This is a genomic window from Micromonospora sp. ALFpr18c (assembly GCF_008868155.1).
Classification (GTDB): domain Bacteria; phylum Actinomycetota; class Actinomycetes; order Mycobacteriales; family Micromonosporaceae; genus Micromonospora.
Genome location: NZ_WBKR01000116.1, coordinates 1 through 20,589, shown reverse-complemented (window position 1 = coordinate 20,589; position 20,589 = coordinate 1). Strand labels below are relative to the sequence as shown.

At 72.2% G+C, this 20,589-nt stretch carries 22 protein-coding genes and 3 pseudogenes; 17 read left to right on the top strand and 8 right to left on the bottom strand.

The features are described from left to right. A pseudogene (locus tag F8271_RS20075) lies at window positions 1-489 on the top strand (XRE family transcriptional regulator); the annotation flags it as partial. On the opposite strand, the gene F8271_RS20070 reads toward F8271_RS20075, so the two are convergent. Beyond that, window positions 479-1,345 carry a metallophosphoesterase gene (locus F8271_RS20070; RefSeq protein ID WP_370461937.1) on the bottom strand — a complete coding sequence of 289 codons (867 nt, stop codon included), beginning with the start codon at window positions 1,343-1,345 and terminating at the stop codon, window positions 479-481. The pseudogene F8271_RS20075 and the gene F8271_RS20070 overlap by 11 nt on opposite strands. 74 nt (window positions 1,346-1,419) lie before the next feature. Then, window positions 1,420-1,689 carry a hypothetical protein gene (locus F8271_RS20065; protein WP_225854645.1) on the bottom strand — a complete coding sequence of 90 codons (270 nt, stop codon included), beginning with the start codon at window positions 1,687-1,689 and terminating at the stop codon, window positions 1,420-1,422. A gap of 514 nt (window positions 1,690-2,203) precedes the next feature. Here F8271_RS20065 and F8271_RS20055 point away from each other — a divergent pair. Then, complete coding sequence (locus F8271_RS20055; RefSeq protein WP_151491375.1) at window positions 2,204-3,055, top strand: alpha/beta fold hydrolase; 852 nt, start codon at window positions 2,204-2,206, stop codon at window positions 3,053-3,055. 89 nt (window positions 3,056-3,144) lie between these two features. Here the strand turns inward: F8271_RS20055 and F8271_RS20050 are convergent, their stop codons facing one another. The 4 genes and pseudogenes from F8271_RS20050 to F8271_RS20035 form a co-directional block, all read right to left on the bottom strand. Beyond that, window positions 3,145-4,161, bottom strand: a complete 1,017-nt coding sequence (locus tag F8271_RS20050) for a methyltransferase (protein WP_151491373.1) — start codon at window positions 4,159-4,161, stop codon at window positions 3,145-3,147. 651 nt (window positions 4,162-4,812) lie between these two features. After that, a pseudogene (locus tag F8271_RS32490) lies at window positions 4,813-5,517 on the bottom strand (ABC transporter ATP-binding protein); the annotation flags it as partial. Then, complete coding sequence (locus F8271_RS20040; RefSeq protein ID WP_151491369.1) at window positions 5,490-6,308, bottom strand: ABC transporter permease; 819 nt, start codon at window positions 6,306-6,308, stop codon at window positions 5,490-5,492. The pseudogene F8271_RS32490 and the gene F8271_RS20040, both read right to left, overlap by 28 nt. After that, a complete protein-coding gene (locus F8271_RS20035; RefSeq protein WP_225854644.1) occupies window positions 6,305-7,081 on the bottom strand; it encodes an aliphatic sulfonate ABC transporter substrate-binding protein in 777 nt (258 codons plus the stop codon). The genes F8271_RS20040 and F8271_RS20035 overlap by 4 nt, the downstream gene beginning before the upstream one ends. Between F8271_RS20035 and F8271_RS20030 the strand changes: the two genes are divergently transcribed. Beyond that, a complete protein-coding gene (locus F8271_RS20030) occupies window positions 7,014-8,099 on the top strand; it encodes an LLM class flavin-dependent oxidoreductase (protein ID WP_370461936.1) in 1,086 nt (361 codons plus the stop codon). The two genes, F8271_RS20035 and F8271_RS20030, sit on opposite strands and share 68 nt — an antisense overlap. A gap of 58 nt (window positions 8,100-8,157) precedes the next feature. Here the strand turns inward: F8271_RS20030 and F8271_RS20025 are convergent, their stop codons facing one another. Then, window positions 8,158-8,562 carry a hypothetical protein gene (locus tag F8271_RS20025; protein ID WP_151491368.1) on the bottom strand — a complete coding sequence of 135 codons (405 nt, stop codon included), beginning with the start codon at window positions 8,560-8,562 and terminating at the stop codon, window positions 8,158-8,160. Window positions 8,563-8,853: 291 nt separating this feature from the next. On the opposite strand from F8271_RS20025, the gene F8271_RS20020 reads away from it, so the two are divergent. Genes F8271_RS20020 through F8271_RS19995 form a run of 6 tightly spaced genes read left to right on the top strand, consistent with a single transcriptional unit; the run spans window position 8,854 to window position 13,401 of the window. Further along, window positions 8,854-9,156: an urease subunit gamma gene (locus F8271_RS20020; RefSeq protein WP_151491366.1), complete on the top strand. Its 303-nt coding sequence runs from the start codon at window positions 8,854-8,856 to the stop codon at window positions 9,154-9,156. After that, a complete protein-coding gene (locus tag F8271_RS20015) occupies window positions 9,153-9,491 on the top strand; it encodes an urease subunit beta (RefSeq protein ID WP_151491364.1) in 339 nt (112 codons plus the stop codon). The genes F8271_RS20020 and F8271_RS20015 overlap by 4 nt, the downstream gene beginning before the upstream one ends. Then, window positions 9,488-11,191, top strand: coding sequence for an urease subunit alpha (locus F8271_RS20010; RefSeq protein ID WP_151491362.1), 1,704 nt, complete (start codon window positions 9,488-9,490; stop codon window positions 11,189-11,191). The genes F8271_RS20015 and F8271_RS20010 overlap by 4 nt, the downstream gene beginning before the upstream one ends. Beyond that, window positions 11,191-11,910, top strand: a complete 720-nt coding sequence (locus tag F8271_RS20005; protein ID WP_151491360.1) for an urease accessory protein UreF — start codon at window positions 11,191-11,193, stop codon at window positions 11,908-11,910. The genes F8271_RS20010 and F8271_RS20005 overlap by 1 nt, the downstream gene beginning before the upstream one ends. Before the next feature lie 19 nt (window positions 11,911-11,929). Continuing rightward, window positions 11,930-12,685 (top strand): urease accessory protein UreG, encoded by a 756-nt coding sequence (gene ureG, locus F8271_RS20000; RefSeq protein WP_370461935.1) that lies wholly within the window; start codon window positions 11,930-11,932, stop codon window positions 12,683-12,685. Next, a complete protein-coding gene (locus F8271_RS19995; RefSeq protein ID WP_151491358.1) occupies window positions 12,685-13,401 on the top strand; it encodes an urease accessory protein UreD in 717 nt (238 codons plus the stop codon). Before ureG ends, F8271_RS19995 begins: the two co-directional genes overlap by 1 nt. A 174-nt stretch (window positions 13,402-13,575) precedes the next feature. Here the strand turns inward: F8271_RS19995 and F8271_RS19990 are convergent, their stop codons facing one another. Beyond that, window positions 13,576-13,881 (bottom strand): MarR family winged helix-turn-helix transcriptional regulator, encoded by a 306-nt coding sequence (locus tag F8271_RS19990; protein WP_255473715.1) that lies wholly within the window; start codon window positions 13,879-13,881, stop codon window positions 13,576-13,578. Between the two features lie 257 nt (window positions 13,882-14,138). On the opposite strand from F8271_RS19990, the gene F8271_RS19985 reads away from it, so the two are divergent. The 8 genes and pseudogenes from F8271_RS19985 (at window position 14,139) to urtE (ending at window position 20,491) form a co-directional block, all read left to right on the top strand. Then, the gene (locus F8271_RS19985) at window positions 14,139-15,221 is read left to right on the top strand and encodes a substrate-binding domain-containing protein (protein WP_151491357.1); all 1,083 of its coding nucleotides are present in this window, start codon (window positions 14,139-14,141) and stop codon (window positions 15,219-15,221) included. 64 nt (window positions 15,222-15,285) lie between these two features. Then, window positions 15,286-15,468 carry a hypothetical protein gene (locus F8271_RS19980; RefSeq protein ID WP_151491355.1) on the top strand — a complete coding sequence of 61 codons (183 nt, stop codon included), beginning with the start codon at window positions 15,286-15,288 and terminating at the stop codon, window positions 15,466-15,468. 165 nt (window positions 15,469-15,633) lie between these two features. Beyond that, a pseudogene (locus F8271_RS34220) lies at window positions 15,634-15,894 on the top strand (transporter substrate-binding protein); the annotation flags it as partial. A 13-nt stretch (window positions 15,895-15,907) separates the two neighbouring features. After that, the gene (locus F8271_RS19975; RefSeq protein WP_370461934.1) at window positions 15,908-16,879 is read left to right on the top strand and encodes a transporter substrate-binding protein; all 972 of its coding nucleotides are present in this window, start codon (window positions 15,908-15,910) and stop codon (window positions 16,877-16,879) included. A gap of 75 nt (window positions 16,880-16,954) precedes the next feature. Continuing rightward, on the top strand, window positions 16,955-17,842 hold the full coding sequence (urtB, locus tag F8271_RS19970; RefSeq protein ID WP_151491349.1) for an urea ABC transporter permease subunit UrtB: 888 nt from the start codon (window positions 16,955-16,957) through the stop codon (window positions 17,840-17,842). Beyond that, a complete protein-coding gene (gene urtC, locus F8271_RS19965; RefSeq protein WP_151491339.1) occupies window positions 17,839-19,026 on the top strand; it encodes an urea ABC transporter permease subunit UrtC in 1,188 nt (395 codons plus the stop codon). Before urtB ends, urtC begins: the two co-directional genes overlap by 4 nt. Beyond that, window positions 19,023-19,799, top strand: a complete 777-nt coding sequence (urtD, locus tag F8271_RS19960) for an urea ABC transporter ATP-binding protein UrtD (RefSeq protein ID WP_151491335.1) — start codon at window positions 19,023-19,025, stop codon at window positions 19,797-19,799. The genes urtC and urtD overlap by 4 nt, the downstream gene beginning before the upstream one ends. Further along, window positions 19,799-20,491 carry an urea ABC transporter ATP-binding subunit UrtE gene (gene urtE, locus F8271_RS19955; protein ID WP_151491331.1) on the top strand — a complete coding sequence of 231 codons (693 nt, stop codon included), beginning with the start codon at window positions 19,799-19,801 and terminating at the stop codon, window positions 20,489-20,491. The genes urtD and urtE overlap by 1 nt, the downstream gene beginning before the upstream one ends. The last annotated feature ends 98 nt before the right edge of the window (window positions 20,492-20,589 follow it).

Genomic DNA, 20,589 nt, shown 5'->3' with positions numbered 1-20,589 from the left:
GAGGGGGGCGTGGGCGGGACGTTGCTGGTGCAGGCTGCGCTGGCTGCCGCCGGATGTGGCGAGCATCGTCGCGCCGAGGAGCTGGCCGACCGGGCGGCGGGCATCGCCACCGGCTTGCGAGGGTACGACGATGAGTACCGCACCAGCTTCGGGTCGGTCGCCGTCGAGCTGACGCGGGTGCTGTTGGCAGCGCAGCGGGGTGACGCGAGCGAGGCGGTGCGACGGCATGTAAGCGTCGTTCGGCGGGAGGCGTGGCGACGGCTGCCGGCCGAGTATCGGGGCGCGTACCTGGTGGACGTCGCGCGGGCGTACCTGCACGTGGGGGACCTGCGCGGCGCGGCTCGCGCCCTGGTCGACGCGGACAGCGTCGCGCCCGCCGAGGTCCGGTGGCGGCCGTTGGCGCGTACTCTCATCGCCGATGTAGCCCGCGCGAACCCGGCGCCGGCCGGCGTGGCGCGACTGGCGACGCTGGTTGGCCTCACCCGCTGACGGACGCGCCCCGGCGCAGGTCGTCTGCCGGGTTGATGGTGCGCACCGGGTCCGGCACCGAGCCGCGCCGTCGCCACTCGCGCGGGTAGCCCAGCGAGACCTCCTCGAACCGCACCCCGTCGTAGAACGTGGTGCGCGGGATGTGCAGGTGCCCGTAGACCACGGTCGACGCACCGAAACGCAGGTGCCAGTCGCGGGTGCGTACGGTGCCGCACCACTGGGCGAACTGCGGATACCACAGCACGTCGGTGGGCTCCCGCACCAGCGGGTAGTGGTTGACCAGCACGGTCGGCAGGGCCGGATCACGCTCGGCCAACCGACGCTCGGTCTCGGCGATCCGGGCGTCGCACCACGCCTCGCGGCTCGGGTACGGGTCGGGGTGCAGCAGCGCCTCGTCCGTGCACACCACTCCGGCCGCGTACGCCAGGTCCAGCGACTCCTGCTTCGTGCTCGCCTCGGGCATCCGGAACGTGTAGTCGTACAGCACGAACAGCGGGGCGATGGTGGCCGGCCCGCCGTCGCCGTCCCACACCGGGTACGGATCCTCCGGGGTGACCACCCCCAGCCGCCGGCACATCCCCACCAGCTCCCGGTAGCGCGCCTCGCCGCGCAGCTCCACCGGGTCGCCCGGCGGCGTCCACAGCTCGTGGTTGCCCGGCGCCCAGACGACCTTCGCGAACCGGCTGCTCAACAGCCCGAGCGCCCATTCGATGTCGGCGTACCGATCGGCCACGTCGCCGGCCACGAGCAGCCAGTCGCCGTCGTGCTCCGGGCGCAGCTCCTGAAGGAACGCGCGGTTCTCCGGATGGCTGATGTGCAGGTCGCTGACGGCCCGCAGCCGGGGCGGAAGACTCACGCTCAGAGGTTAGGCCGTCGTCGCCCGGTAGGGACACCCTCTGTCCTGCCGTATCGCCGCGCTAACGGGCGTCGTCAGCAGAACCACCCGTCCTGCACCCAGCCGCGCCGGTTGATGTACCCGTAGGCGAAACCGTAGACGTAGCCGCCGCTGCGCGGACCCTCGACGAGGAACGTCTGACCCTGGTAAAGGGTGCCCATCCAGGCGCCGTTGGGCTGGGTGCGGACGAACAGGTCGCTCGCGCACACCGTCTCCCGCTCGCCGATCGTGCCGTTGGCCGCCTGCGCCGGGGTCGGCAGGGCGAGCGTCGCGGCGAGGACTCCGGCCAGTAGGCCGGTGGTCACCCGGGTGCTCCGCCGGCTCACCATGAGTCGTACCCGCCGATGCACTCGGCGCGGAGGTAACCCCAGTCGTTCGGGCCGAAGTCGAAGGACGCCGCCCACCCGTTGTAGACCGGGTGCGCGCCCGGCGTGTGGCCGATCTTGTTGCCGTATTCGAGGGTGCGCTTCAGGCCGGTGGGGCCGCCGGCGGAGTCGTAGTTGGCGTAGAAGCTGGCGCTCTGGCACCACGATGGCGTGCCGTGGCACCACCGGGTCGGCCTGGGCCGGCGTGGCGCCCAGGGCGGCGGTGGCCGCTCCGGCGGCCAACACAGCGATCCCGGTGCGGATTGGACGGGGCATGCCCACCTCCGAGGTGCCGAAACTTTCCTACCGCCAACCCTACCGACGAGGTCGATAAATGTCGATGGTCCTGGCGCGGCTGGCCTGGGACCGGGCGACGTCGGCCGCCCGCATATCCGGCAACCCGACGGGAAAGCGCGTGGCGTCCGACAGCCCGAAACCGGAGCAGGAGACAAACATGCCTTTCGTCACCGTGGGGACGGAAAACTCCGCGCCCATCGACCTGTACTACGAGGATCACGGATCCGGCAAGCCGGTGGTGCTGATCCACGGCTTCCCGTTCAACGGGGCGACCTGGGAAAAGGTGACCAACCAGCTGCTCAACGCCGGATACCGGACGATCACCTACGATCGGCGTGGGTACGGCAACTCCGCCCAGCCGACGTTCGGGTACGACTACAACACGTTCGCCGCGGATCTCGACGTGCTGATGACCGAACTGGACCTGCGCGACGCGACCCTGGTCGGTCACTCGATGGGCACCGGCGAGGTCATCCGCTACCTGGGCAACTACGGATCGCAGCGGGTCAGTCGGGCTGTGGTGCTCAGTCCGTTGCAACCGATGCTGGCCAAGGCCCCGGACAACCCGGAGGGCGTGGACACGAGCCTTTTCAAGGGCTTCCAGCAGGCCATCATCAAGGACCGCTTCGCCTACGTGACCCAGTTCTGCGACGCGTTCTTCAACTACAGCGAGAACAAGGGCAAGCTGGTCAGCGAGGAGGCGTACCGGGCGCACTGGCAGATTGGTGCGATGGCCTCCGCGAAGGGCACCCACGACAGCGTGGACGCCTGGCAGGAGGACTTCCGCCCCGACCTGCCGAAGGTCGATGTGCCGCTGCTGATCGTGCAGGGTGACAAGGACAACGTGCTGCCCTACCCGGTGACCGGCCAGCGGCTCGGGCCGATGATGCCCACCGGCCAGCTGATCACGCTCAAGGGCGCTCCGCACGGCATCCCGTGGACGCACGCCGACGACGTCAACAAGGCGATCATGGACTTCATGAAGCAGCCGGCGAAGGCTCGCGCCTGACCCGTACCGGTAGCCGATCGGACGCCAGCGCCGTGCGGCGCTGCGACACCCGGCCCGCGGTTCGCACCGGGGCCGGGTGTCGCCGGCTGTCAGGCCCGGCGGGCCACCACCGCGCCGTTGGCCCCGGGCGCGTCGAACGGCACGGTACGCACGTCCACGAAACCGGCGTCGCTGAGCCAGGCCGCGTACTCGGCGCCCGAGTAGTTCCGCCCTCCCTCGGTTTCGACGAGCATGTTCATGCCCATCAGCGCCGCCTCCGGCGGCCCGGTGCGCTCGTCGTTGAGCAGCAGCTCGCAGACGACGATCGCCCCGCCCGGCGGCAGCGCCGCGTGGCAACGGGCCAACAGCGCCCGGTTCGTCGGCTCGTCCCAGTCGTGCAGGATCATGCTGAGCAGGATGACGTCGTGCCCGTCCGGTAGCGCCGGGTCGGCGAGGAAGTCACCGGCCACCGCGTCGACCCGACCGGACAGCCCGGCCTCCGCGATCCGCTCCCGAGCGCGGACGCAGACGTGCGGCAGGTCCAGGACGGTCGCCCGCAGCTCGGGCAGCCGCCGACAGAACTCGATCGGGAACGCGCCGGCCCCGCCGCCGACGTCGAGCAGCCGGCGGTGCGCCGAGAAGTCGTACGCGTCGGCCAGCGCGCTGGCGGTGAAGCTGGACGTGGAGAACATCGCGTCCCAGAACTGCGCCAACATCTCCGGGTCGGCGGTGTCGAACATCGACTGTTGGGATTCCGGGTCCCAGGTCAGCGGCCGATCCGTGCGCAGGGCCTCGCCGATGCGGTGCCAGGGCAGGTAGGTGCGCAGATCCGAGTAGCGCACCTGCGCACCGAAGTAGTACGGGCGACCCTCGACCAGGAACTGCTCGGCCAACTCGGAGTTGCGGTAGCCGTCGCCGGCCTTCTCCAACAGGCCGAGCGAGGCACTGGCGGCCAGCAACAGGTCCGCGGGCCGGTCGGGCAGCCCGAACTCGGCGGCGACCTCCTCGACGGTGATCGTCCGTCCGCCGGCCAACCTGGTGAACAGGCCGAGTTCGACGCCGACGGCGAGAGTCTTGAACCCCCACACACCGGCGACCAGGCGCATGAGAGGAGTCGGAGTGATCATGCCGACATGGAAGCACAGACCTGGACCGTCCACAGAGGTGTGTCCCATCTGCCAGCGGACGGTCGCTCACCATGGTGACCCCCGTCGGGTGATTGCGTGACAGTGCGCAGCGCTGCGGCCATCAGAGCGTCGAGATCTTCGATGCCACCGCTTTCGGCCCAGCGCACGATCGCCGCAGTCGCCGCCGCGATACAGGCACCGGTGGCGACCGATACCTCGAACTCGTTGTCGTTCCCACATCCGCGACCACAGTCAGGCCCGGATCAGCGTCACCAACCCGGCGGCCACCAGTACGCCAGCCCAGAGCCGATCCACGTTGAACCACGCCCGACGCAGCACCCCGACCCCGAGCACCTGGTAGACCAGCATCGCCACGGCCAGGGCGGTGCCGAGCATCGCCACGGTGTGCACCCCGGCCGCGGCGAGCCCGGACAGCGCACCCACCGGGGCGGCGGCCAGGTGCCCGGAGTGGCCTCCGGGCACCGGCTCGGCCACCAGCGCCGGCAGCAGCATCAGCCCCGCGCCGTGCGCCGACGACATGAGGAAGGACCAGCCGGCGAGCTGCGCCGCGGACAGCCGCATCCCCGCCCAACGGAAGTGTCGCTCGGAGAGCAGGCGCCACAGGCCGAACGCGACCAGCAGCACCCCGCCGACCAGGTGGCGGCGCAGCGCGCCGAAGGCCGGATCGTCCGGCGTACGGGTGGGGGCCAGGTCGACGGGCAGGTCCGCGACGATGCGGCCCTCGTCGAGGAGCAGGATGCGGTCGGCGAGCAGCAGCGCCTCCTCCACGTCGTGGGTGACCAGCAGGGCGGCGAAACCGTGCTCGGCGCGGAGCCGGCGCAGCAGGATCTGCATCCGCAGTCGGGTCAGCGCGTCGAGCGCGCCGAACGGTTCGTCGAGCAGCAGCAGGTCCGGTTCGCGGACCAGGGCCCGCGCCACGGCCACCCGTTGCGCCTGCCCGCCGGACAACTCGGCGGGCCAGGCGCGGTGCCGTTCGGAGAGCCCGACCTCGGCCAGTGCACGCCGGACCCGCCCGGCGACGTCCGTACCGGACAGCCCCAGCCCGACGTTGTCGGCCACGCGTTTCCAGGGCAGCAGCCGGTGCTCCTGGAAGACGACCGCGGCGGTGCCGTGCAGGACGGTCGAGCCGCTGGCCTCGCCGTCCAGCCCGGCGAGGATCCGCAGGAGGGTGCTCTTGCCGGAACCGCTGCCGCCGAGCAGGGCGACGACCTCGGCGCGGGCGATGCTCAGGTCGACCCCGGCCAGCACGACCGTCGGCCCGAACGCCCGGCGCACCGCGTGGGCGGTGAGCACCGGAGCCGCGCGGTTCAGGTGGCCCGCAGTCCGCGACGCCATGTCAACATCCTCCTCTCCACCACCCGCAACGCAAGGTCGGATATCAGCCCGAGCAGGGCGTAGACGAGCAGGCCGAGCACCACCACGTCGGTCTGGCTGAACTCGCGCGCCTCCATCATCAGAAAGCCGATTCCGGTCTGGGCGTTGACCTGTTCGCCGACGACCAGGCTGAGCCAGGCCGCCCCGATCGCCAGCCGCAGCCCGAGGAAGAGGGATGGCAACGCGCCGGGCAGCACCACGTGGCGCAGCCGCGCGGCCTGTCCCAGGCCGCAGGTACGGGCCGCCTCCACCAGGCGCTCGTCGATGTCCCGGATGCCGGCGTAGGTGTTGAAGTAGATGGGGAAGAACGCGCCCAGGGCCACCAGGCTGATCTTGAGCGATTCCCCGATCCCGACCCAGATGATCAGCAGTGGGACGAGGCCGAGGTGCGGCAGCATCCGGGCCATCTGCACCGGCGGGTCGACCAGGTCGTCGCCGAGCCGCAGCAGCCCGGCCACGGTGCCCAGGACGAGGGCCAGGAGGCCACCGATCAGCAGTCCCGCCCCGGCGCGGGTGAGGGAGTCGAGCAGGTGGATGGCGAGCGTCCCGTCCCGGGTCAGCCGCCAACCGGTGGCCAGGACGTCGGTCGGCGCCGGCAGCTTCTCCGGCGCGAGCAATCCGGTCCGGGCGGCCAACTCCCAGCCCAGGACCAGCGTCACCGGGCTGACCAGCCGCAGCCATCGCCGGGCCGGCCGCGGTCGCCGGGGCGCGGCGACCGCGCCGGGGGCCTCGGCCAATGTCGTACGGCTCACTGGAAGACCGCACTGAACCGGTCGTCGACCCGGGATCGGATGTCGACCGGCCCGGGGATGAGGTCCAGGGCGATGAAGCTGTCGGTGATCGCCTGGAGTTCGTCACCGATCGCCGGGGTGACCGGTGCGAGGGGTTTGGCGCTTCGGGCCAGGGCGCGGCTGGTGACGTCCTGCGGAATCTTCAACTCCGGTGCGAGGGTGCTGGCCCGCTGCTCGGGGTTGGCGATGCCCCAGTCGGTCACCTCGCGGTAGCGCTGAAGGAAGGCCTTGACGTCGTCCGACCGCTTGCTGACCGCGTCGGGGGCGGCCAGGACGTACTCGCGGTTGCTGGCCAGGCCGGTGGCGTCGGCGAGCACCTGGACCCCCGGCTGCTCGGCCAGGGCGAAGTACGGGTCCCAGATCACCCAGGCGTCGACCTGGCCGCTGTCGAACGCGGGCCGCCCCTCCGCGGGTTTGAGGTACTTGACCTGGATGTCCTTCAGGGTCATGTTGTTCGCCTCGAGCAGCCGGACCAGCAGCCAGTGCACGTTGGACCCCTTGTTCAGGGCGACCGTCCTGCCCTTGAGGTCGGCGAAGCTGCGGAAGCCACGGTCGGCCTTGACCAGCACGGCCTCGCCCTGCGGGATGGGCGCCGAGGTGCCGATGATGGAGAACGGGATCTTGCCGGCCGCGGCGAAGACGGGTGGCGCCTCGCCGACCTGTCCGATGTCGATGGAGCCGGCCTTGAGCGCCTCGGTGAGCGCCGAGCAGCTCGGCTTCGTCGGCGCGCTCACCCCGACCGGTGCCTGGTGCGAAGACGCCTGGTTGAGTACGGCGATGCTCACCGAGGTGACCGAACGCCTCAAGTTCCTGGTCGCCTTCCGACCCGGACTGCTGGCACCCACCCTCGCCGCACAGATGGCCTCGACCTTCCAACGGCTGTCCCGCGGTCGCCTGCTGCTCAACGTGGTCACCGGCGGCGAGTCACACGAGCAGCGGGCGTACGGTGACTTTCTGGACAAGGACGCCCGCTACGCGCGAGCCGACGAGTTCCTGCACGTGGTGCGCGCGCTGTGGCGGGGTGAGACCGTCGACCACACCGGCACCCATCTGCGCGTCGAGCAGGCACGCCTGCACCGGCTGCCCGATCCGGTGCCGCCGGTCTACTTCGGTGGGTCGTCCGCCGCGGCCCTGCCGGTGGCGGTGCGGCACAGCGACGTCTACCTCACCTGGGGCGAGCCGCCGGCCCTGGTCGCCGACAAGCTGGACCGGGTCCGCGCGCTTGCCGCCGAGGCCGGACGCGAACTGCGCTTCGGCATCCGGCTGCACGTCATCGCCCGGGACACCGCCGAGCAGGCGTGGACGCAGGCGCGCCGCCTGCTCGACGGCATCGCCGAGGCCGACATCCGGGCGGTCCAGGAGGGGCTGCGGCGCAGCGAGTCCGAGGGGCAGCGCCGGATGCTCGACCTGCACGGCGGCTCCCGCGACGGGCTGGAGGTCGCGCCGAACCTGTGGGCCGGGGTCGGGCTGGTGCGGGGCGGAGCCGGCACCGCCCTCGTCGGCAGCCACGCGGAGGTCGCCGACCGGATCGCCGAGTACCACGCGCTCGGCATCGACGAGTTCATCCTCTCCGGCTGTCCACACCTGGAGGAGGCGTACTGGTTTGGCGAGGGTGTGCTGCCGATCCTGCGGGACCGAGGGCTGTGGCGGCACCCCGACGGCCCGCAGGGCACGGCGAACCAGGTCGACGTCCCGTTCGCCGGCACACCGACGCCTCGCCCGCGACACGCATCCGTGATCGTCGGCAGCTGAGCTACTCGACACGCCGCCCGCAGCGCTGCTGAGCTGCCAACGATCGCCGCATCGGCTCCTAGGCGGCTCGGCCGGCCATCCGCCGGCCGATCCGCCGCCCGGCGAGGCTCACCAGGGCGCTGCCGACCGCCATCCCGACCAGCACCAGAATCGCCCCGACCGCCCACAGGCCGCTGTCGTCGGTCCCTGCGGCCCGCCACGACCACACCGCCGTGAACGCCACCGTCATCACCGGCGCCACCAGCCACGGGCTGAGCCGCGTCCCGGCGAGCGCGGCCAGCAGCACGAGCGTCACCACACAGCCGACCACCTGCCACGGCTCGTACGGGCCGCTGCTCGCACCGGTCTGCGCGTCGACCGTGTACCGGGTGTCCCAGCCCAGCCAGAGGATCCACGCCCCGACCGTGGCAGCCGCCAGGAACAGAACACCGAGCAGTGCGCGCGTACCCCTCGTCGCCGTCATCCGGCGATCATCCCTCGCGTTTCCGCGTACCGGAATGGGGGCCGGCCTGTTGCCCCGGCCGGCGGCGATCCTCTACGGTCTGCTCAAGCGGTGGGCGGTGCGGTCCGCATCCGACCGGACACCGCCGGGTGCTCGTCGCGCGGGCCGGGATGGTGGAGTCCCGGGACGCCCCGTCGGCGGCGAGCCCGGCGGTCGTGTGACTCCAGCTCGTACCCCGGGTGATGCTGCCCGGCGCGGCTCCGTGCGGAGCCGACGGCGAGCCGGGCACGCCGATCCCCACCGGGAGAGCCCGTGTTCCTCAGCCCGCACGAGCAGGACCGCCTGCTCGTCCACGTCGCGGCCGATGTCGCCCGCGCCCGCCGCGCGCGCGGCCTGCGCCTCAACTACCCCGAAGCCGTCGCGGTGATCACCGCCTTCCTGCTCGAAGGGGCCCGCGACGGCCGGTCCGTGGTCGACCTCATGTCGGCCGGCCGGGCCGTGCTCGGCCGCGACGACGTCCAGGACGGCATCCCCGAGCTGCTGAGGGAGGTGCAGGTGGAGGCGACGTTCCCGGACGGCACCAAGCTGGTGACGGTGCACCACCCGATCCCGTGATTCCGGGGGAGATCCTGCCGGCCGCCGACCCCGTCGAGATCAACGTGGGTCGGCCGGTCACGACCCTGGTCGTGGTCAACACCGCCGACCGGCCGGTGCAGGTGGGTTCGCACTACCACTTCGCCGAGACCAACCCGGCGCTGTCGTTCGACCGGGTCGCCGCCCGGGGGCAGCGCCTCGCGGTGCCGGCGGGCACCTCGGTGCGGTTCGAGCCGGGGGTCAGCCGCAGCGTGGACCTCGTACCGCTCGGTGGCGCACGCATCGTGCCGGGGCTGCGCGGGGAGTGCGCCGGCCCACTGGACGACGCGCCGACGGCCGACGGGCCGGCGCGGTGAGCGCCGTGCGGCGCGACCGCTACATCGACCTGTACGGGCCCACCACCGGTGACCGGATCCGGCTGGCCGACACCAACCTGCTCATCGAGGTCGAGACCGACCACTGCGTGGGTGGCGACGAGGTCGTCTTCGGCGGCGGGAAGGTGATCCGCGAGTCGATGGGGCAGTCCCGCGCCACCCGCGCCGAGGGGGCGCTGGACACCGTCATCACCGGCGCCGTGGTGCTCGACCACTGGGGCGTGGTCAAGGCCGACGTGGGGCTGCGCGACGGACGGATCGTGGCCCTGGGCCGCGCCGGCAACCCGGACACCATGCCCGGTGTCCACCCCGACCTGGTCATCGGCCCGGCCACCGAGGTGATCGCCGGCAACGGTCGGATCCTCACCGCCGGGGCGGTCGACACCCACGTGCACTTCATCTGCCCGCAGATCGTCACCGAGGCGCTGGCCAGCGGCATCACCACCCTGGTCGGCGGCGGCACCGGGCCGGCCGAGGGGACGCGGGCCACCACGGTCACCCCGAACGCCTGGCACCTGGCCCGCATGCACGAGGCGCTGGACACCCTGCCGGTGAACGTGCTGCTGCTCGGCAAGGGCAACACCGTGTCCAGCGAGGCGCTGTGGGAGCAGTTGCGCGCCGGTGCGGGCGGTTTCAAGCTGCACGAGGACTGGGGCACCACGCCGGCGGCGATCGACGCGTGCCTGTGGGTGGCCGACGCGTCCGGCGTCCAGGTGTCGATCCACACCGACACCCTCAACGAGGCCGGTTTCGTGGCCGACACCCTGCGCGCGATCGGCGGCCGGGCCATCCACTCGTACCACACCGAGGGGGCCGGTGGCGGGCACGCGCCGGACATCATCACGGTGGCCAGCGAACCGAACGTGCTCCCGTCGTCGACGAACCCGACCCGGCCCTACACCGCCAACACCCTCGCCGAGCACCTGGACATGCTGATGGTCTGCCACCACCTCAACCCGTCCGTGCCGGAGGACCTGGCCTTCGCCGAGAGCCGGATCCGACCGTCCACCATGGCCGCCGAGGACCTGCTGCACGACCTCGGCGCGATCTCCATCATCGGCTCCGACGCGCAGGCGATGGGCCGGGTCGGCGAGGTGATCCTGCGGACCTGGCAGAGCGCCCACGTGATGAAGGACCGGGTGGGCGCGCTGCCGGGCGACGGGGCCGCCGACAACCACCGGGCCCGGCGGTACGTGGCGAAGTACACGATCTGCGCGGCGATGGCCAACGGGCTGGAACGGGAGATCGGCTCGGTCGAGCCGGGCAAGCTCGCCGACCTGGTGCTCTGGGATCCGGCGTTCTTCGGCGTACGACCGCACCTGGTGCTCAAGGGCGGGATGATCGCGTACGCCCAGATGGGTGACGCGAACGCGTCGATCCCCACACCGCAGCCGATGCTGCCGCGCCCGATGTTCGGCGCGTACGGCGCCGCGGCGGCCGCGACCAGCCTGGCGTTCGTGGCGCCGGCGGCCCTGGACGCCGGGCTGCGCCTGGACGTGCGACGGCGGGTGGTGCCGGTGAGCGACGTGCGGTCGCGGGGCAAGGCCGACCTGCCGGAGAACAACGCGATGCCGCGGATCGAGGTGGACCCGGACACGTTCACCGTCCGGATCGACGGCCAGGTGGTGGAACCGGATCCGGTGACCCGGCTGCCGATGGCCCAGCGGTACTTCCTCTTCTGATGGCGGCGTCCAGCCTGCTCCTGCTGCTGGCCGACGGGCGTTTCCCGGCCGGCGCGCACGCCCACTCCGGCGGCCTGGAGGCGGCCGTCGCCGCCGGCCGGGTCACCGACCTGGCGTCGTTGGAGGCGTTCCTGGTCGGCCGGCTGGCCACCGCCGGGCTGGTCGGCGCGGCGTTCGCGGCGGCGGCGCACCGGGCGGCGGTCGCCGGTGCCGTCGACCCGGCCGACCCGGCCCGGTCCGCCGCACGATCGCGCGCGCTGGCCCGGCTCGACGCCGAACTGGATGCCCGGACGGCCGCACCGACCCTGCGGGCGGTCTCCCGTCGGCAGGGCCGTGCCCTGCTGCGCGCGGGGCGGGAGATCTGGCCGCACGCCCCGTTCGGCGACCTGCCCACCGGGCGGCCCGGGGGAGCACACCAGCCGCTGGTGCTCGGATTGCTCTGCGCGGCCGCCGGGCTGAGCCGCACCGAGACCGCCACGGTCTCCGCGTACGCGACGGTGACCGGTGCGGCCAGTGCCGGCGTACGCCTGCTCGGCCTCGACCCGTACCGGGTCCAGGCCCTGCTGGTCGGGCTCGCCGACGCCTGCGACGGCACCGCCGCCGACGCGGCCCGGGCCGCCGACGACCCTCCGGAGCGGCTCCCGGCCGCCGCCGCTCCGCTCGCCGACATCCATGCCGAAGTTCATGCCACCTGGGAGGTGCGTCTCTTTGCGTCCTGACACTGTTGTGCCGACCGCTGTGCCCACGACCGACCCGACCCCACCGCCAACGCCCGCTCTGCCGCACGACGAGAGCGTTCCGCACACCCATCCGGAGCCGGGGGTGGACCCGCATCCGCCGCTGGCGCGGGCTGGCCGGGCGCTGCGGGTCGGCATCGGCGGCCCGGTCGGGTCCGGCAAGACCGCCCTGGTGGCGGCGCTCTGTCGGGCCTTCGCCGGTGAGTTGCGGCTCGGGGTGGTGACCAACGACATCTACACGACCGAGGACGCCGATTTCCTGCGGCGGGCCGGCGTGCTGGACCCCGCCCGGATCCGCGCCGTGGAGACCGGCTGCTGCCCGCACACCGCCATCCGCGACGACATCGGCGCCAACCTGGACGCCGTGGACGAGCTGGCCGAGACGGTCGGCCCGCTGGACCTGGTGCTGGTGGAGAGCGGCGGGGACAACCTCACCGCGACCTTCAGTCGAGGTCTGGTCGACCGGCAGATCTTCGTGGTCGACGTCGCGGGCGGGGACAAGGTGCCCCGCAAGGGCGGGCCGGGGGTCACCGCCGCCGACCTGCTCGTGATCAACAAGACTGACCTGGCCCCCATGGTCGGCGCCGACCTGGGGGTGATGGACCGGGACGCGCGCGCCCGGCGCGGTGACCTGCCGACCATCTTCTTGTCCATCGTGGCCGATCCGACGGCGGGTCGCGTCGCGGAGTGGATCCGGCACGAGCTGGCTCACCACGCCGCCCTGCATCCGCTCGCCGCGCCGCACGGCCCGGCCTGATGCGGGCACTCGCCCGGCTGGTGGCCCGCGCCGACGGTCAGGGCGGCACGGTCCTGGTGGAGCTGCACGGTGAGACGCCGCTGTTGCTGCGCCAGACGCCGAGCGAGGGTGGTGTCGCCACGGTGCACGTCGTCGGCGGGGCGGCCGGCCCGCTCGCCGGCGACGACCTGCGGCTGGACATCGAGGTGGGGCCGGGGGCCGCCGTCCGGGTGCACTCCGTCGCCGCGTCGGTGGCCCTCCCCGGCCGGCCCGGCGCCGTGTCGCGGATGGCGGTGCGGGCCGTGGTGCACGGCGGGGCGGCGCTGCACTGGCTGCCCGAGCAGCTGGTGGCGGCGGCCGGCTGCGCACACCTCGCCGAGTCGCGCGTCGAGCTGGCCGCCGGGGCGAGCCTGCGCTGGCGTGACGAGCTGATCTGCGGCCGGTACGGCGAGGCGCCCGGCGGCGCGGTCGTGCACACCCAGGTCGACTACGCGGGCCGGCCGCTGCTGCGCCAGTCCCTGGCCGTGGGACCGCACGCGCCGGGCTGGGCCGGACCCGCGGTGCTCGGCGGCGCGCCGGCCACCGGGTCGCTGCTGGTGGTCGACCCGTCCCGGCCCCCCGAAGCGGCGACGGCCGACGGCAGCGTCGCCCGGCTGCCGCTGGCCGGCGGTCCGGCGACACTGTGGACCGCCACCGCCCCCGACGCGCACACCTTGCGCGCCCACCTCACCGTCTAGGAAGCCATCCTGCTGGTCTGGCGTGGTGCTGGGCGCTGACCTCGGCCACCCGCGCCGCACGTGCGGCGGGTCTTGCTGTCGAGCGTGATGCCTGTGAGTCATCAAGATGACTCACAGGCATCACGCTCGAGGTCCAAGGTCGCGCCGGGAGACCCGGGCGAGCCGGGCGGCAGGTCAGCGCTTTGGACCGACCGCGTCGGCGTGCCCCCGTTGGCGGGCCGGGTCGAGCCGAGCGATCAGGTTGTCGAGCTGAACGACGAGGTCAGCGGCCTGGGGCACACCCAACTCGGCGAGGCTGGCCCGGACCCGCTCGTCCAGGCGGGCGTGCTCGCGGCGGCCCCGAGCGGTCAGGTACGCGCGGATCCGTCGACGGTCGAGCGGATCGATCCGGCGGAACACGAGGTTACGGTCGACGAGTTGGTCGACCAGCTTGGTGAGGGTGCCCGGTGGCAACGACGCCTCGGCGGACACCTCGCTCATCGGGTGGCCCTGCCCATCGGCGAGCAGGCACAGCACCCGCCACGCCTCGATGGTCAGCCCGTCGTCGGCCAGTACGACGCCCAGACGGCGGGAGAGCAGCCGTTCGGCGCGGGTGAGCGAGCGCGCAGCAGGTCGGCTGGCGCCCCGGGCACGTCTGACATGGGACTCCCTGGTCCGGTGGCGCTGTCATCGTAGCGAGTCGTCCCGGTCCGTGGTGAGCTCTGGTCTTCCGTCGTGGGCCGGGCAATCATGTGCTCATGTCCGAGCCGGCGCCCCCGTGGCTCACCGTCGACCGGGCCGTGGTCAGCATCGCGCTGGTCTACCCGATGCGGGGGCCGGCGGGGATGTTCGGGCCCACCTGTGAGCTCTGCGCCCAGCTCGCGGTCGAGGAGATCAACCGGTGTGGCGGGGTGCTCGGCCGGGAGGTGCGCCTCGTGCCGGTCGACGGCGGTGCCCCACCCGCCGAGGTCGCCGCGCAGGTCGAGGCGCTGGTGTCGGTCGGGGCCGTCCAGGGGGTGACCGGCTGGCACATCTCCTCGGTGCGGCAGGCGCTGGCACCCCGGGTGGCGCACCGCGTGCCGTACGTCTACACAGCGCTGTACGAGGGTGGTGAGCGTACCGAGGGGGTCTATCTGACCAGTGAGACGCCGGACGTCCAACTGTGGCCGGCGATGCGGCTGCTGGCCGGGGAGCAGGGAGCGCGTCGCTGGTTCGTGGTCGGCAACGACTACGTGTGGCCCCGGCGTACGGCACGGGCCGCCCAGCGGTATGCGCTGCGCGGCGGTGGACGGGTGGTGGGTCAGGCGTTCCTGCCGTTCGAGACATGCGACTTCGACGAGGTGCTGGGCCGCATCGAACGCAGCGAGGCCGACGCCGTGGTGATGCTCCTGGTCGGCGCGGACGCGGTGCGGTTCAACCGGGCGTTCGCCCGCAGCGGCCTGGACCAGCGGTGTCTGCGGCTGAGCACGCTGATGGACGAGAACATGCTGCTGGCCAGCGGTGCCGGCGCGACCCGTCGGCTGTACAGCCCGGCCGGTTTCTTCGCCGGCCTGGTGACCCAGGAGAACCTCGACTTCCACGGCGAGTTCGCCCGCCGGTTCGGGGTGGAGGCGCCGCCTCTGGGCAGCCTGGGGGAGTCCTGCTACGAGGGCGTCATGCTGCTCGCCGCGCTGATCGGGCAGGCCCGCACGCTCGACGTACGGGCGATCGAGACGGCCGCGGACACCGTGGCGTACCACGGGCCGCGCGGGCGGTTGCGGCTACGGCGCCGGCACGTGCGGCAGCGCATCTACCTCGCCGAGGCCGACGGGCTCGACTTCACGGTGCTCGCGCAGCTCTGAGGAGCGGCCCGGTGGGTCGGACCCTTGACAGCCGCACCCGACGCGGCCCTAAGATACTTCCTGCGTGAAGTATCTGCCCTCCGGGTCGGATGCGACCAATGCGCGTCCATGGTCGGCGAAATCGTTCGCCGACCATTGTGGTGGCAATTTTCCCCGAGATTTCTCCAACGGTCGGCACCGTCTATCCGCGACGGTGTCGGCCGTCTTTGGCGTGCGCGTCGCGGTGGTGCGGGAAACAGTCAATTAAGGACCGGGAAACACGAGCGCGATGATGTCGGTCGACGCTTTGCCTGCCCGTATCCGATGCGATGCCCGGGCGGCGTCCACCCGTCGACCCCGGCATCGCCACATCCGCTCCACCGGACCGCACCGACCGTCCAAACGTCACGTGAGTGCACCGCAGGGAGAATAGATGTCACTGTTCCGGGGCCGCCGCATCCTGGCGGGTGCCATGACCCTCATCGCCGCGGCCGCGATGACCGCGTGCGGCAGCAAGACCACCGACGAGAGCAGCGCCGCCGGCGTCAGCGCCGACGTCTCCGGCGACACCGTCAAGGTGGGCCTGCTCAACTCGCTCTCGGGCACCATGGCGATCAGCGAGGTCACCGTCCGCGACTCCATCATGCTCGCCGTCGAGGAGATCAACGCGGCCGGCGGAGTGCTCGGCAAGAAGATCCAGCCGGTCGGTGAGGACGGCGCCTCGGACTGGGCCCACCTTCGCGGAGAAGGCCGAGAAACTCATCTCCGAGGATCGGGTGGCCGCCGTCTTCGGCTGCTGGACGTCGGCCAGTCGCAAGGCCGTCAAGCCGGTGTTCGAGAAGAACAAGGCGCTGCTGTTCTATCCCGTGCAGTACGAGGGTCTGGAACAGTCGCCCTACATCTTCTACACCGGAGCGACGACCAACCAGCAGATCGTTCCCGGGCTTGACTACCTCAAGTCGCAGGGCGTGAAATCGGTCTATCTCGTCGGCAGCGACTACGTCTTTCCCCGTACCGCCAACAAAATCATCAAGGCGTATGCGGCGGCGAACGGGATGACCGTGTCGGGTGAGGATTACGCGCCGCTCGGCTCCACCGAGTTCGGCACGATCGTCAACAAGGTCAAATCGTCCGGCGCCGACGCGGTGTTCAACACGCTCAACGGCGACAGCAACGTGGCCTTCTTCAAGGAGTACAAGTCGGCCGGGCTGACCGCCGCCGCGATGCCGGTGGTGTCGGTGTCGATCGCCGAGGAGGAGGTCAAGGGCATCGGCACCCAGTACCTGGAGGGCCAGCTGACCGCCTGGAACTACTACCAGACCACCCCGGGCGCGGCGAACTCGAAGTTCGTGGCCGCGTACAAGGCGAAGTACGGCGCGGACAAGCCGACCAGCGACCCGATGGAGGCTGCCTACGTCGGCGTGTACCTGTGGAAGGCGATGGTCGAGAAGGCCGGCGCCTTCGACGTGGAGAAGGTCCGCGCCGCCTCCGACGGGATCACCTTCGACGCGCCGGAGGGCCTGGTCACCGTCGACGGCAAGACCCAGCACATCGCCAAGACCGCCCGGATCGGCAAGATCGGCGCGGACGGCCTCATCACCGAGGTGTGGAACTCCGGCAAGCCGGTCGAGCCGGACCCGTACCTCAAGACCTATCCGTGGGCGAGCGGCCTGAGCTGACGACGCCGGCCCGGGCGGGGCGCGTCGCCGCGCGGCCCACCCGGGTCACCCGACCAGCAGTTCGGAGTACCCACCGTGACAGTCCTCTTCGGTCAACTCTTCACCGGTATCAGCATCGGCGCGGTGCTGCTGCTCATCGCGCTCGGCCTCGCGCTGACCTTCGGCCAGATGAACGTGATCAACATGGCGCACGGTGAGTTCATCATGGCCGGCGCGTACACTACGTACGTCCTGCAACAGAGCATCACCGGGGCCGGCCTGTCGCTGGTGGTGGCGCTGCCGGTGGCGTTCGTGGTCGCCGGCGCGATGGGTGTGCTGCTGGAGATCCTGCTCATCCGCCGGCTCTACGCCCGGCCGCTGGACACCCTGCTGGTCACCTGGGGTGTGTCGCTGATGCTGCAACAACTCGCCCGGGACATCTTCGGCAGCCCGAACGTGCAGACCCGCGCGCCGGAGATCCTCACCGGCAACGTGGCGCTGCCCGGCGGGCTGACCATCGCCAACAACCGCTTGTTCATCCTGGCCCTGGCGTTGGCCGCCGTCGCGGCGCTCACCCTGGCGCTGCGGCTCACCCCGCTCGGGCGCCGCATCCGCGCGGTGGTGCAGAACCGCGACCTCGCCGCGGTGTCCGGCATCGCCACCTCCCGGGTCGACCGGACGACGTTCTTCGTCGGCTCGGGCCTGGCCGGGCTCGCCGGGGTGGCGCTCACCCTGCTCGGCCCGATCGGCCCGACCATGGGCACCAACCTCATCATCGACGCCTTCCTGGTCGTCGTGGTCGGCGGGATCGGCCAGCTCAAGGGCAGTGTGATCGTCGCCTTCGCCCTCGGCGTGCTCCAGGCCACCGGGGAGTACCTCACCACCCTCAGCGTCGCCAAGGTGATCGTGTTCGTGGCGATCGTCGCGTTCCTCCAGTGGCGGCCACAGGGCCTGTTCACGCTGCGGACCAGGAGCCTCGCATGACCGCCGTCACCCCCGCGCCGCCCGGCACCGCCGTCGACCCGGCGCCCGCCGGCGTCCTACCACCGGGCCGGTCACCGGGCCGCTCGCGGCTGCGGACGGCGGCCGGCTTCGCGTTCGGCGCGGCCCTGCTGTTCGCCGTGGCGCCGCTCGTGCTGTCGGACTTCCGGTTGGCCCTGCTCGCCAAGTACCTCTGCGTCGCCATGGTGGCGGTCGGCATCGGGATCGCCTGGGGTCGGGGCGGCATGCTCACCCTCGGCCAGGGCGTCTTCTTCGGCCTCGGCGGCTACGCGATGGCCATGCACCTCAAGCTCGCCGACGCGGGTCCGGGTGGGATGCCCGACTTCATGCAGCTGTACGGGCAACTCGACGAACTGCCCCTGTGGTGGCGTCCGTTCGCCAGCCCCTGGTTCGCGCTGCCCGCCACGGTGCTGCTGCCGATGGCGGTCGCGTTCGGGCTGGGCTCGCTGGTGTTCCGCCGCCGGGTGCGGGGCGCGTACTTCGCCATCCTCAGTCAGGCCCTCGCGGCCGCGATGGTGATCCTGCTGATCGGGCAGCAGGGCACCACGGGCGGCACCAACGGGCTCACCGACATCAAGGGCTTCTTCGGGTACGACCTGGACGACCCGGTCAACCAGCGGATGGTGTACTTCATCATCGCCGGGACGCTGCTGGCGTTGCTCGCGCTGACCCGTCAACTCATCCACAGCCGCTACGGGGAACTGCTGGTGGCGGTCCGCGACGGTGAGGAACGGGTCCGCTTCCTCGGCTACGACCCGGCGACGGTCAAACTCGTCGCATACGTCGTCGCGGCGGGCATGGCGGGGCTGGCCGGGGCGCTGTTCGTGCCGGCGGTGGGCATCATCTCGCCCGCGTTGATCGGCATCGTCCCGTCGATCGAGTTCGTCATCGGGGTCGCGGTGGGCGGCCGGGCGACCCTGCTCGGCCCGGTGCTCGGCGCGGTGGCGGTGGCCTGGGCGCGTACCGCCCTCTCCGAACGCTTTCCCGGCACCTGGACGTACCTGCAGGGGTTGCTCTTCGTGGTCGTGGTGGCGTTCCTTCCCGGCGGCCTGGCGTCGCTGTGGGCGTTGGCCCGCCGCCGTGACGACGGCGCGGAACCGGCCCCGCGCGGGTGGTCGGTGCTGGGTCGACGACGTGCCGGGCGGACGGAGGTGCCGGCGGCATGAGCGACGAGCGGCTGGACGGGTTGTCCGTCCGGGACGTACGGGTCAGCTTCGACGGCTTCACCGCCGTCGACGGCGTCTCGCTGGAGGTGCCCGCCGGTGACATCCGGTTCCTGATCGGGCCGAACGGCGCCGGCAAGACCACCCTGGTCGACGCGATCACCGGCCTGGTCCGGGCCACCGGCTCGGTCCGGTTCGGTGACGAGGAACTGCTCGGCCGTGCGGTGCACCGGATCAGCAGGCTGGGCATCGGGCGCACCTTCCAGACGTCGTCGGTCTTCGAGGAGCTGTCGGTGCTGCAGAACCTCGACATCGCGGCGGGTGCCCGGCGCGGCTGGGCGACGCTGGCCCGCCGCCGTCGGGGCATCCCCGACGAGGTGGCCGCCGCGTTGGAGACCATCGGGCTGGCCGGGCGCGCCGAGCATCTCGCCGGGACGCTCGCGCACGGCCAGAAACAGTGGCTGGAGATCGGCATGCTGCTGGTGCAGGACGCGCGGCTGCTGCTGCTCGACGAGCCGGTCGCCGGGATGAGCCATGAGGAACGCGACGCCACCGGCGCTCTGCTGGAGACGGTGAGCCGGGACCGCACGGTCGTGGTGATCGAGCACGACATGGACTTCCTGCGCCGGTTCGCGCGCAGCGTCACGGTGCTGCACGCCGGGCGGGTGCTCAGCGAGGGCACGGTGGCGCAGGTCCAGGCGGACCCGCGTGTGCAGGAGGTCTACCTTGGCCACCCGGTCGACGCCGGGTCGGCCCCCACCGGCCGGGAGGCATGATGCTGACGCTGCGCGGGGTGCACGCCGGGTACGGGCGCTCCCGGGTGCTGCACGGGGTGGACCTCGCCGTCCCGCCCGACGGGGTGGCCGCCGTGCTGGGGCACAACGGCGCCGGCAAGAGCACCCTGCTGCGGGTCGCCGCCGGCCTGCTGCGTCCGAGCGCCGGCACGGTCGAGCTGGACGGCGAGGACGTCACCCGCCTCGGCCCGCACGAGCGGGTGGCGCGGGGGATGGCGTACGTCCCGCAGGGTCAGCAGTGCTTCCCGCACCTGACCGCGGCGGAGAACCTGCGGCTGGTCGCCGACGGCCGCCGCGACGGGGCGGTGGCCACGGCGGAGGTGCTGGACCTGTTCCCGGCGCTGCGTCCGCTGCTGCGGCGTCGGGCCGGGCTGCTCTCCGGCGGTCAGCGCCAGCAGCTGGCCATCGCCCGCGCGCTGATCACCCGGCCGAGGCTGCTGATGCTCGACGAGCCGACCGAGGGCATCCAGCCGTCGGTGGTCGCCGAGATCCAGGAGCGCATCGTCGAGCTGACCCGGCAGACCGGGTTCGGTGTGCTGCTCGTCGAGCAACACCTGGGCTTCGCGCTGCGGGTGGCGGACCGCTACCACGTGCTGGAGTCCGGCCGGGTCACCTCGCACGGCGACGGGGGTGTCACGGCGGAACGGGAGGTCCGGGCGGCCCTGGCGGTCTGAGCTCGCCCCGTCGCCGCTCAGGTCGTCGGCGCGGGACCGGTCGAGTCGCGGACGACCAGCAGGTGCCCGGTGGGGCGGCGGCGGGGGCGCGCCGAGCG

Coding starts and splice junctions, on each gene's coding strand:
- F8271_RS20055 (WP_151491375.1), top strand. CDS start 2,204: ATGCCTTTCGTCACCGTGGGGACGGAAAACTCCGCGCCCATCGACCTG.
- F8271_RS20050 (WP_151491373.1), bottom strand. CDS start 4,161: ATGATCACTCCGACTCCTCTCATGCGCCTGGTCGCCGGTGTGTGGGGG.
- F8271_RS20030 (WP_370461936.1), top strand. CDS start 7,014: ATGTCGATGGAGCCGGCCTTGAGCGCCTCGGTGAGCGCCGAGCAGCTC.
- F8271_RS20025 (WP_151491368.1), bottom strand. CDS start 8,562: ATGACGGCGACGAGGGGTACGCGCGCACTGCTCGGTGTTCTGTTCCTG.
- F8271_RS20005 (WP_151491360.1), top strand. CDS start 11,191: ATGGCGGCGTCCAGCCTGCTCCTGCTGCTGGCCGACGGGCGTTTCCCG.
- F8271_RS19995 (WP_151491358.1), top strand. CDS start 12,685: ATGCGGGCACTCGCCCGGCTGGTGGCCCGCGCCGACGGTCAGGGCGGC.
- F8271_RS19990 (WP_255473715.1), bottom strand. CDS start 13,881: ATGAGCGAGGTGTCCGCCGAGGCGTCGTTGCCACCGGGCACCCTCACC.
- F8271_RS19985 (WP_151491357.1), top strand. CDS start 14,139: ATGTCCGAGCCGGCGCCCCCGTGGCTCACCGTCGACCGGGCCGTGGTC.
- urtC (WP_151491339.1), top strand. CDS start 17,839: ATGACCGCCGTCACCCCCGCGCCGCCCGGCACCGCCGTCGACCCGGCG.
- urtD (WP_151491335.1), top strand. CDS start 19,023: ATGAGCGACGAGCGGCTGGACGGGTTGTCCGTCCGGGACGTACGGGTC.
- urtE (WP_151491331.1), top strand. CDS start 19,799: ATGCTGACGCTGCGCGGGGTGCACGCCGGGTACGGGCGCTCCCGGGTG.